General features: G+C 54.6%; 10 protein-coding genes. 4 read left to right on the forward strand and 6 right to left on the reverse strand.

The features are described from left to right. Positions 1-99: 99 nt before the first annotated feature. Both pdxH and pyrH read right to left on the reverse strand, forming a co-directional pair. Positions 100-759, reverse strand: a complete 660-nt coding sequence (gene pdxH, locus V9K67_RS26455) for a pyridoxamine 5'-phosphate oxidase (protein ID WP_336728041.1) — start codon at positions 757-759, stop codon at positions 100-102. Between the two features lie 180 nt (positions 760-939). After that, positions 940-1,653, reverse strand: coding sequence for a UMP kinase (pyrH, locus tag V9K67_RS26460; RefSeq protein ID WP_336728043.1), 714 nt, complete (start codon positions 1,651-1,653; stop codon positions 940-942). A 201-nt stretch (positions 1,654-1,854) separates the two neighbouring features. Here pyrH and V9K67_RS26465 point away from each other — a divergent pair, with 201 nt between their 5' ends. Next, positions 1,855-2,811, forward strand: a complete 957-nt coding sequence (locus tag V9K67_RS26465) for a 1-acyl-sn-glycerol-3-phosphate acyltransferase (protein ID WP_336728044.1) — start codon at positions 1,855-1,857, stop codon at positions 2,809-2,811. A 59-nt stretch (positions 2,812-2,870) separates the two neighbouring features. Here V9K67_RS26465 and tsf read toward each other — a convergent pair whose 3' ends face one another. The 4 genes from tsf to rplM all read right to left on the reverse strand — a co-directional run bounded on the left by tsf (position 2,871) and on the right by rplM (position 5,662). Next, entirely contained in the window at positions 2,871-3,710 is an 840-nt protein-coding gene (tsf, locus tag V9K67_RS26470; protein ID WP_336728046.1) for a translation elongation factor Ts, read from the reverse strand. An 87-nt stretch (positions 3,711-3,797) separates the two neighbouring features. Continuing rightward, on the reverse strand, positions 3,798-4,757 hold the full coding sequence (gene rpsB, locus V9K67_RS26475; RefSeq protein ID WP_336728048.1) for a 30S ribosomal protein S2: 960 nt from the start codon (positions 4,755-4,757) through the stop codon (positions 3,798-3,800). A 30-nt stretch (positions 4,758-4,787) separates the two neighbouring features. Beyond that, a complete protein-coding gene (gene rpsI, locus V9K67_RS26480) occupies positions 4,788-5,177 on the reverse strand; it encodes a 30S ribosomal protein S9 (RefSeq protein WP_336728051.1) in 390 nt (129 codons plus the stop codon). A 41-nt stretch (positions 5,178-5,218) separates the two neighbouring features. Beyond that, positions 5,219-5,662: a 50S ribosomal protein L13 gene (rplM, locus tag V9K67_RS26485; protein WP_336728052.1), complete on the reverse strand. Its 444-nt coding sequence runs from the start codon at positions 5,660-5,662 to the stop codon at positions 5,219-5,221. Positions 5,663-5,955: 293 nt separating this feature from the next. Here rplM and ligA point away from each other — a divergent pair, with 293 nt between their 5' ends. From ligA to V9K67_RS26500, 3 genes are all read left to right on the forward strand, one after another. After that, a complete protein-coding gene (gene ligA / locus V9K67_RS26490; protein ID WP_336728055.1) occupies positions 5,956-8,052 on the forward strand; it encodes an NAD-dependent DNA ligase LigA in 2,097 nt (698 codons plus the stop codon). Positions 8,053-8,252: 200 nt separating this feature from the next. Beyond that, positions 8,253-8,813 carry an NUMOD4 domain-containing protein gene (locus tag V9K67_RS26495; protein WP_336728057.1) on the forward strand — a complete coding sequence of 187 codons (561 nt, stop codon included), beginning with the start codon at positions 8,253-8,255 and terminating at the stop codon, positions 8,811-8,813. 179 nt (positions 8,814-8,992) lie between these two features. Then, positions 8,993-9,673, forward strand: a complete 681-nt coding sequence (locus V9K67_RS26500; protein WP_336728060.1) for a DUF2461 domain-containing protein — start codon at positions 8,993-8,995, stop codon at positions 9,671-9,673. Positions 9,674-9,754: the final 81 nt, after the last annotated feature.

Consider the following 9,754-nt stretch of genomic DNA (forward strand, 5'->3'; position numbering starts at 1 on the left):
ACATACCCTTCAATAATAAAAAGAGGCCTACCGATCTGATCAGTAAGCCTCTGGAAAAGCTATTTTCAGGGATTCCCCAATTAACCAATTAACCAATTCCTACGGAGCCAAACGCTCAATCTTCCAGGTTTGGTCCTCCTGCAGGGAGTATTGAATACGGTCGTGCAGCCGGCTGGGTCGTCCCTGCCAAAACTCTACAATAATAGGCTGTACCAGGAAGCCCCCCCAGTGCGAGGGCCGGGGAACCGCTTTCCCCTTAAATTCATCCAGTCGTTTCAGGTATTGCGCATCCAGCCATTCGCGGCTTTCCACCACCTGGCTTTGCGGCGACGTCCAGGCGCCGATGCGGCTGCCTTCGGGCCGGGAGTGGAAGTAGGCATCACTTTCTTCGGCCGAAATTTTCTTCACCAGCCCGGTTACCCGCACCTGGCGCTCCAGTTCCTTCCAGAAGAACAGCAGGCCGGCTTTCGGATTTTCTTCCAGTTGCAGCCCCTTAAAACTTTGGTAGTTGGTAAAAAAGACAAAACCGTCTTTGTCGAAGCCCTTCAGCAGCATGATCCGGGCGGAGGGAATACCTGTGGCCGAAGCGGTGGCCAGGGTCATGGCGTTGGCTTCATCAATTTCACTGTCGAGGACTTCGCGGAACCATTTTCCGAATTGTTCCATCGGGTGGAGGGCCACATCGCTTTCGAGAAGACTTTTGGAGGCATATTCGCGGCGCAGGTCGCCGATGTTGTGCCTCTTCGTGCTGTGCGTCATAGCGGGAAATATAAAAGGTTGGGTAAATTCGAGGGTGGAAAATTAGGGAATTAGAAATTGGGATACCAGAAATTTGGAATGATGTTCATCATCTATTAAAAAATGATGTGCCACATCCCCCATACCTAATATCCCAATCCCGGATTCCTTAATTCCAGTTCCCTTCCTTTTATGGGGGGCTTAGGCCGTCACCAGTGTACCTACGTGTTCGCCGGTAACCACTTTGCGGAGGTTGTAGGGCCGGTTCATGTCAAATACAATGATCGGCAGGGTGTTTTCCATGCACAGGGTAAAGGCGGTCATGTCCATTACCTGCAGGTTGTTGGAAATACACTGGCTGAACGTGATGGTGTCGTACTTGGTAGCGGTGGGGTCTTTTTCGGGATCGGCGGTGTAAATACCATCCACGCGGGTACCTTTCATGATCACGTCGGCCTTGATCTCGATGGCCCGCAGCGAACCGGCCGTATCGGTGGTAAAATACGGGTTGCCGGTGCCGGCGCCGAAGATTACTACGCGTCCTTTTTCCAGGTGGCGGATGGCGCGGCGGCGGATGTACGGCTCGGCGATCTGCTCCATCTTGATGGCGCTCATCAGCCGAGTGTAAACGCCGATCTTTTCCAGGCCAGCCTGCAGGGCCATGCCGTTGATCACGGTGGCCAGCATGCCCATGTAATCACCATGTGCCCGCTCGATACCGGTTTCGGCCTCGTTCATGCCCCGGTAAATGTTGCCGCCGCCAATCACCACGGCTACCTGTACTCCCAGGTCGGCAATGGATTGAATATCCCGTGCGTATTGGGCAATCACTTCGGAGTCCATGCCAAAGCTCTTGTTTCCCATAAGAGATTCGCCGGAAAGCTTCAGTAGAATACGTTTATATTTAGGCAACATGTGGGTTAATTTTTTTTAAAACGGTGCGAAGATAAGCGGAAAGAAGCAAGTAACGTTCACGAGTTCACCAGTTCAGGGGTTCACCGGTTGATTCTTGTTTTGGTGCTGAATGAGTTATGATGGATTGTCGCTTTTTTCCTGCAAATTGCCTATTGTTTTTTGCCCATTGCTCATTCTGCTTTTGTTGCCTAATTTTCCAGTGTGTTTTACTCCCTGCTGAAAATATACGGACGACTTGCCCTGAAGATCTATTGCCCCCGGCTGGTGGTCAGCAACCCGCAGCTGTTGCAGACAGGGGGGCCGCTGCTGCTGGCCGCCAACCACCCCAATTCCTTCCTGGACGGCATGATCCTGACCACGCTGTTCGACCAGCCCGTGTATTCGCTGGCACGAGGCGACGCCTTTGCCTACCGCCCCGTAAAAAAGGTGCTGCACTGGCTGCGGCTGCTGCCGGTTTATCGCACCACCGAAGGCATCGGGAACCTCGGGCACAACTACACCACCTTCGAAACCTGCCGCCTGGCGTTCCAGCGAAAGGCGGTGGTGCTGATCTTCAGCGAGGCGGGCAGCGCCAACGAATGGCACCTGCGCCCCCTGCGCAAAGGCACCGGCCGGCTGGCCGTCAGCAGCTGGCAGCAGGGCATCCCCCTGAAGGTGCTGCCGGTGGCCCTGAACTACCATTCGTTCAAAAGCTTCGGCAAGGCCGTGCACCTGTATTTTGGCGAATTTATCGAGGCGCACCAGGTCATGGACGAACCTACCCACGGCAAGCAGCTGCTGGCCTTTAATGCCTGCCTGCTGCCGCAGCTGCAGCAGGCGGTGTACGAGATCCCGCCCGGCGACCGGCAGGCCCTGGTGAACAGGTTTCCCCCGCTGCCGGCAGCCGAAGCGGCCCTGCTGTTGCTGCCCGCCCTGGCCGGCGCCCTGCTGCACCTGCCGCTCTATGTGGGCTGCAAGCTGTTCTCCCTGCTGTTTTTCCGCCGCAGCGACCATTACGATTCCGTGCTCACGGCCCTGCTGGTGCTGGTCTACCCGTTTTACCTGTTGCTGGCGGCTGCGCTGCTGTTTTCCGTTTACCCGCCCTTGGCACTGGCTTGCCTGTTGTTGCCGCTGCTGGCCTGGGCGTTCACGCGGCTGAAGAGCGGGTGGGTATACTAAAAAGAAAAAGCCGGCGATGGCGCCGGCTTTTTCAAAAGTTCTATGGAGAAGGAGGTCGATTATCCCAGGGCTACGCGTTTGAATTCGGTAACTTTCAGGTCGCCGCCTACGGATTTCAGGAAATCGCCAACCGATTTGCTGCTGTCCTTAACAAACGGCTGGGCGATGAGGGTGCTTTCCTTGAAGAAGGCGTTCAGTTTGCCTTCAGCAATTTTGGCAATCATTTCCTCGGGTTTGCCGGCCATTTTGGGGTCCTGCTTCATTTGCTCTACCACGATATCTCTTTCGCGGGCGATCACGTCGGCGGGAACGGAAGCGGCGTCAACGGCTACGGGGTTCATGGCAGCGATCTGCATGGCCACGTCCTTACCGGCTTCGCCGGCGTCTTTGCTGAAGCCTACCAGCACACCCATACGGTAAGCACCGTGGATGTAAGAAGCCACGAAGGGAGCTTCCACGCGCTCAAAGCGGCTAACGCCGATCTTTTCGCCGATGGAGGCCAGCTTGTCGTTGATCAGGTCGGCTACTTTGGCACCGTTTACGGTTACTTCGTTCAGCTCTTCGGCGCTTTTCACGTCGTTGGCAACGGCAGCGTCGGCGATGCTTTGGGCGAAGGCTACGAAGTCGGCGTTCTTGGAAACGAAGTCGGTTTCGCAGCTGATGGTAACGATAAAGCCGGTTTTGTTGTCGGCAGTGGTTTTCGCGATCACCACGCCTTCTTTGGCTTCGCGGTCGCTGCGTTTGGCCGCTACTTTCTGGCCTTGCTTGCGCAGCCAGTCGATGGCAGCTTCAAAGTCACCACCGGTTTCGGTCAGTGCCTTGCGGCAATCCATCATGCCGGCGCCGGTAGCCTGGCGCAGTTTATTGATATCCTGTGCTGTGATTTGTGCAGTAGACATAGTAAAAAGATTTGAAGTTGTTTATGCGATAAAACGCTGCTTCCGGGGGGAAGCAGCGTTCTGAAGATTGTTGATAGAATTGAAAGCTTAGCGTCCACCCGGTCTGCGGGCGCCGCCGCCACCGCCGCCGGGACGGTTGCCCTGGCCACCGCTGCGACCACGGCCGCCACCTTGCTGGCCACCTTGACCGGCACCGCCACGGCCACCGCCGCCACGGTTCAGTCCGCCGCCCTGGCCACCACGGCCACCGCGGCCACGACCGGCTTCAGCTTGTGCTTCGGCTTCCAGGCGTGCTGCTCTTTTTTCGTTTTCCAGGTCCTGGGCTGCTTCATCACCTTCGTCTTCTTTGGCAGCCTGGCGCTCGGCCAGACCTTCCGCGATGGCGGCAGTGATGTAGTTGGTAACGATCGCAATGGATTTGGTAGCGTCGTCGTTGGCCGGGATCGCGAAGTCAACTTTGTTGGGATCGCAGTTGGTATCCACTACGCCGAAGGTAGTGATGCCCAGGCGCTTGGATTCCGCCAGGGCGATATGCTCATGGCCGATGTCCACGATGAACAGGGCAGCGGGAACACGACCCAGTTGCGCGATACCGCCCAGAACTTTTTCCATCTTTTCTTTATCGCGGCTCAGCGTCAGGCGCTCTTTCTTGGTAATGGAGTCGAACGTGCCGTCGGTCAGCATTTTCTCGATGCTCTGCATTTTCTTCACGCTCTTGCGAACGGTGTTGAAGTTGGTGAGCATGCCACCCAGCCAACGCTCGGTAACGTAGGGCATGTTCACGCGCTGAGCACACTCGGTAACGATGTCCTTAGCTTGTTTCTTGGTACCTACGAACAGGATCTTCTTACCGCTGCGGGCGATTTGCTTCAGAGCGGCAGCAGCTTCCTGCAGGCTTTCGGTGGTCTTGTTCAGGTCGATGATGTGAATGCCTTTCTTCTCAGCGAAGATGTAGGGCAACATCTTGGGGTTCCACTTCTTCTTCAGGTGACCAAAGTGTACACCTGCTTCGAGGAGTTGTTGTTGAAGGGAAGTATTTTGTTCCATGTGGATGTAAATAATTTGATGAAGGATAAATTAGCGTTTGGAGAACTGGTAGCTTCTGCGGGCTTTCTTCTTACCGAACTTCTTACGTTCAACCGAACGCGGGTCGCGTTTCAGCAGGCCGGCAGCTTTCAGCGCCGGGCGGAATTCGGGGTTCAGTTCCACCAGCACGCGGGAAATACCCAGCATGGCGGCTTCAGCCTGACCTTTCAGACCACCACCGGTAGCGTTGATCTTGATGTCGTATTTGTCAACGGCTTCGATGGTTTTCAGCGGACGTTCCACCTGGTTTTGCAGGTAAACCAGCGGGAAGTATACTTTATAATCTTTATCGTTTACAGTGATGTTGCCTGTACCCCTGTTCAGGAATACCCTTGTTACCGCTTCTTTACGGCGACCAACACCATTTCTTTGTTTTTCCATTTATTAGAAAATTAGGAATTAAGGTTGAGGTTAGTTGTTAATTAGAACTTCAGTTCTTTGGGTTGTTGTGCCACGTGCGGGTGTTCGCTGCCGGTGTATACAAACAGTTTTTTGTACATCTGGCGGCCCAGGCGGTTTTTGGGGAGCATGCCTTTGATGGCTCTTTCGATAACTACTTCAGGACGACGCTTCAGCAGGTCTTTGGCTCTTTCTTCTTTACGGCCGCCGGGGTATCCGCTGTAACGGTCATAAAGTTTCTCTTCCATTTTGTTACCGGTGAAGACCACTTTGTCACAGTTGGTAACGATTACAAAATCGCCACAGTCAACGTGAGGGGTGTAGTATGCTTTGTTCTTGCCACGCAGGATAGCGGCAATACGCGCACACATACGACCCACGGTTTGATTGGTACCGTCTACAACATACCAGTTGCGCTGAACGGTAGCCGCATTCGCATGCTTGGTTGTAAAATGTAAATGACTCATAATAAAAAATGTTTATGTCACCGCCATCCCGGTGACTATTTAAAATTTGGAGCGCAAAGATAGGGAGAGGAATTGTGGATAACTTGATTTTTAGCCGATAAATTTTTTACCGACTTTCATAAACGATTGATTTTCAATAAATATTTTGACAGCTTTTAAATATTGTTAACAAGCAGCCACGGCAAAAAACGCCCGATAGGTCCCCCGACACCCGGCCGGAAGGATTTTTTCACCGGCCGGCCCCGCCCAATACCCTAATTCCCAATTAACCAATTCCCATTACTTTTACGGGCATGGCACCCGAAAAACTCCCGCAACTGAATGAGCAGACCCTGGCTTTGCTGAAGAAGGCACAGGCCGGCAAGATCTCCTTTGGCGATACCGACACCCTCCGCGACGTGCTGCGGTTCCACGAGTACCGCTATTATATTCAAAACGATCCCCTCATTTCCGATACCGAGTACGACACCCTGTTCAAGGCCCTCGAAAAGCTGGAAACCGAAAACCCCGACCTGGTGGTGCCCGACTCGCCCACCCAGCGCGTGGCCAAAGGGCTCACCAAGGACTTCCCCACGGTGCAGCACCTGGTGCCCATGCTGTCGCTCGACAACTCGTACAACAGCGAGGACCTGCTGGACTTCGACCGCCGGGCGCGGGAAGGCGCCAAAGTGGACGAGATCGAGTACTGCGTGGAGCCCAAGTTCGACGGCGCCAGCATGTCGCTGGTGTACGAAAACGACCGGCTGGCCCGCGGCGCTACCCGCGGCAACGGCGTGCACGGCGACGACATCACCCCCAACATCAAGCAGATCCGGACCATCCCGCTTTCCGCCCGCTTTTCGGACTACGGCCTGGACAGCGTGGAGATCCGCGGCGAGGTGCTGATGAGCAAGGAGAACTTCAAGCAATTCAACGAGCAGCTGACCGCCCAGGGCGTGCCGCCCCTGGCCAATCCCCGCAATGCCGCCGCCGGCACCCTGCGCATCAAGGACCCCCTGGAGGTGCGCCGCCGCAAGCTGGAGGCCTTTACCTACCAGATCAGCCATTACACCCTGTCGGGCAACAAGGCCAACGAGCCCGAAACCCATTCGGAAGCCCTCGAGCTGCTTTGGAAGCTCGGCTTCAGAAGCCCCAAAAAGGAAATGAAGGTGCTCAAGGGCATCCAGGCCGTGATCGATTATTGCAACGCCTTCGAGGCCAAACGCGACGACCTGCCCTACGAGATCGACGGCATGGTGATCAAGGTCAACAATTTTGAGCTGCACGACCGCCTGGGCATGACCACCCACCACCCCCGCTGGGCCATTGCCTACAAGTTCGCCGCCCGCCAGGCCACCAGCACCTTATTAAATGTGGAGTTCCAGGTAGGCCGTACCGGTTCCATTACGCCGGTGGCCAAGATCGAGCCCGTGCACATCGGCGGCGTCACGGTAGCCTCCGTTTCACTGTTCAACGAGGACGTGATCCGCGAAAAGGACATCCGCATCGGCGACCGGGTGCTGGTGGAGCGGGCCGGCGACGTGATCCCCTACATCGTCAAATCGCTGCACGACGTGCGCCACGGTAACGAACGTCCCATAACCTTCCCCACGCACTGCCCGGCCTGCGGCGACGAATTGTACCGGGCCGAGGAAGAAGCCGCCTGGCGCTGCACCAATATTAACTGTTCCGCACAGGTGCTGGAGCGCCTGATGCACTTCGCCTCCAAGGACGCCATGGACATTCGCGGCCTGGGCGAGGCCAACATCCGCAAGTTTTACGAACTGGGCCTGCTCCAAACCGTTCCCCAGGTGTACGAGCTGGATTATAACGCTATTGCACAGTTGGAGGGCTTCGGAAAGAAATCCATCACCAACCTGCAGGCCGCCATCGACAAGTCGCGGCAGCAGCCGCTGCACCGCCTGATCTTTGCCCTGGGCATCCGCTATGTGGGCGAAACCATGGCCAAAGTGCTGGCCCATGCCGTCAACCACATACTTGAGCTGCAAAACTTTGACGAAGAATCTCTACAAAGTTTGGAAGATGTAGGACCGAAAGTGGCCGGAAGCGTCGTGCAGTTTTTCAAAAACGACGATAATATCCGGATGCTGCAGGAGCTGGAGGAAAAAGGTGTTTCGCTGGTGAATACCGAAAAGCAGTACGCCACCGGCGGCAACCTGCAGGACCTGACCTTCCTGTTTACCGGCACCCTGGAAAAGCTGAAGCGCAGCGAGGCGGAAGAACTGGTGGAAAAGAATGGCGGAAAGATCGTTTCCGGCGTCAGCAGCAAGCTGAATTACCTGGTAGTAGGCGCAGATGCGGGCAGCAAGCTGGAAAAAGCAAAGAAAATTGCCGGCATCAAGATCATTTCGGAAGACGATTTTTTGAAGATCGTCGCTACGCCCTCTTAAAAAATTTCGGCTTATTCCTTCCCAACAGGGGCGCTGCAGCATGCCTGCAGCGCCCCTGTTTCGTTATCATCCATGAGTTTCAATGAGTTTTGGAAGCGCTGTAGCGGGCTTTCACGCGATTAGGCACGAATTTTACGGCTGTATCAGGTAGAACATGTACCCAAAAGCTTTCGATTGCTTTTAAAAATGAAGTGGATGCCATGATCAAAAAATTAACAGGTGAAGTATGGAAACCGCTGCAGTTTAGCGGCAGCAAGGGCCTGCGTAACCGATATGCTGCATCATCGTTGGGCCGTATAGCCAGTTACAAGGAAGATATCCTGGGCGACGGGAAACTGTTGCAGGGTTCGTTAACCACCGGTTACCGGACGCTGAACCTGCACCGGCCCGGCAACAAAGGGACGATCTATATCCATCGCGAACTGGCCAAGCTGTTTTCAACCCGGCCCTCGCCACGGCACAAGTATGTGATCCACAAGAATCACAACAAGCTCGACAACAACATCAAGAACCTGAAGTGGGCTACCCTGGACGAAATGATTGAGCACCAGCAACACAGTCCGGCTAAAATTGCGTACAAGAAACGCCAGGCCAACCGCGAGGTGGGCCTGAAGCTGACCATTGGCCAGGTGCGCAAGATCAAAGACACGCTGAACAACAAGAACAGGCGGCTCACCATTAAACAACTTGCCGATAAGTATAATGTCAGCGAAATGACCATGTACCGCATTAAAAGCGGTGAAAACTGGGCAAGAGTTTAAAAGGTTTGTCGTTTGTCGTTTGTAGTTGTCGTGGAAATTGAAAGGCGTTTGCTGAAAAGTGAATGCCTTTTTTGTTGGACAATGGTCCACAAACAGGAGAACTTAGGAACTCAGGAACATAGAAACTCAGGAACTAACTCGTAAACCCGTAAACTTGTAAACTCGTAAACTAAGTTTAGATGCTTGAACCCCAAACCCTGCGTTTTCTCTCCGATCTGAAGGAAAATAACCACCGGAACTGGTTTGAAGCCAACCGGGCCCGGTACGAAGCTGCCAAGATCGACTTCCAGAATTTCATCCAGCTGGTCATCGACGATGTGCAGCGGACCGATACCACCATCACCGGCCTGACCGCCCGTGACTGCACGTTCCGCATTAACCGCGACGTGCGCTTTTCCAAGGACAAATCACCCTACAAGACCAACTTCGGCGCCAGCATCAAGCGGGGCGGACGCAAGTCGCCTTTTGCCGGCTACTATTTTCATTGCGAGCCCGGCAGCAGCTTTGTCGGCGGCGGCCTGTGGATGCCCGACAACGCGGCCCTGAAAAAAATGCGGCAGGAGATCGACTACTGCGGCGACGAGTTCTCCGCCCTGCTGCAGGAAAAAAAGTTCCGCTCCGTTTACGGCAACCTGTTCCGGAGCCCGGACATTTCCTTGGCCACGGCGCCCAAAGGGTACGAAAAAGACCATCCCGCCATTGACTACCTGAAGCTCAAAAGCTTTATTGCCGAAGCACATGTGCCCGACGCGGAGCTCACCACCGCCGGCCTGCACAAAAAGACCGTGACCGCCTTTACCGCCCTGATGCCGCTGCTGCAGTTCATCAACCGCACGGTAGGAGGGGAGGACGAATCCTAAATGAAAGAGGCTGTCTCAAAAGCAATTTTTGAGGCAGCCTCTTTTTTTATTAAGCCATATAGGGGCTATTGTATTTTGAAG

This window comes from Huijunlia imazamoxiresistens, assembly GCF_037132455.1.
GTDB lineage: Bacteria > Bacteroidota > Bacteroidia > Chitinophagales > Chitinophagaceae > Flavisolibacter > Flavisolibacter imazamoxiresistens.

Excerpts from the sequence above, each read along its gene's own strand:
- rpsI (WP_336728051.1), bottom strand. The coding sequence starts at position 5,177 with ATGGAAAAACAAAGAAATGGTGTTGGTCGCCGTAAAGAAGCGGTAACA.
- ligA (WP_336728055.1), top strand. The coding sequence starts at position 5,956 with ATGGCACCCGAAAAACTCCCGCAACTGAATGAGCAGACCCTGGCTTTG.
- rplM (WP_336728052.1), bottom strand. The coding sequence starts at position 5,662 with ATGAGTCATTTACATTTTACAACCAAGCATGCGAATGCGGCTACCGTT.
- rpsB (WP_336728048.1), bottom strand. The coding sequence starts at position 4,757 with ATGGAACAAAATACTTCCCTTCAACAACAACTCCTCGAAGCAGGTGTA.
- tsf (WP_336728046.1), bottom strand. The coding sequence starts at position 3,710 with ATGTCTACTGCACAAATCACAGCACAGGATATCAATAAACTGCGCCAG.
- V9K67_RS26500 (WP_336728060.1), top strand. The coding sequence starts at position 8,993 with ATGCTTGAACCCCAAACCCTGCGTTTTCTCTCCGATCTGAAGGAAAAT.
- pyrH (WP_336728043.1), bottom strand. The coding sequence starts at position 1,653 with ATGTTGCCTAAATATAAACGTATTCTACTGAAGCTTTCCGGCGAATCT.
- V9K67_RS26495 (WP_336728057.1), top strand. The coding sequence starts at position 8,253 with ATGATCAAAAAATTAACAGGTGAAGTATGGAAACCGCTGCAGTTTAGC.
- pdxH (WP_336728041.1), bottom strand. The coding sequence starts at position 759 with ATGACGCACAGCACGAAGAGGCACAACATCGGCGACCTGCGCCGCGAA.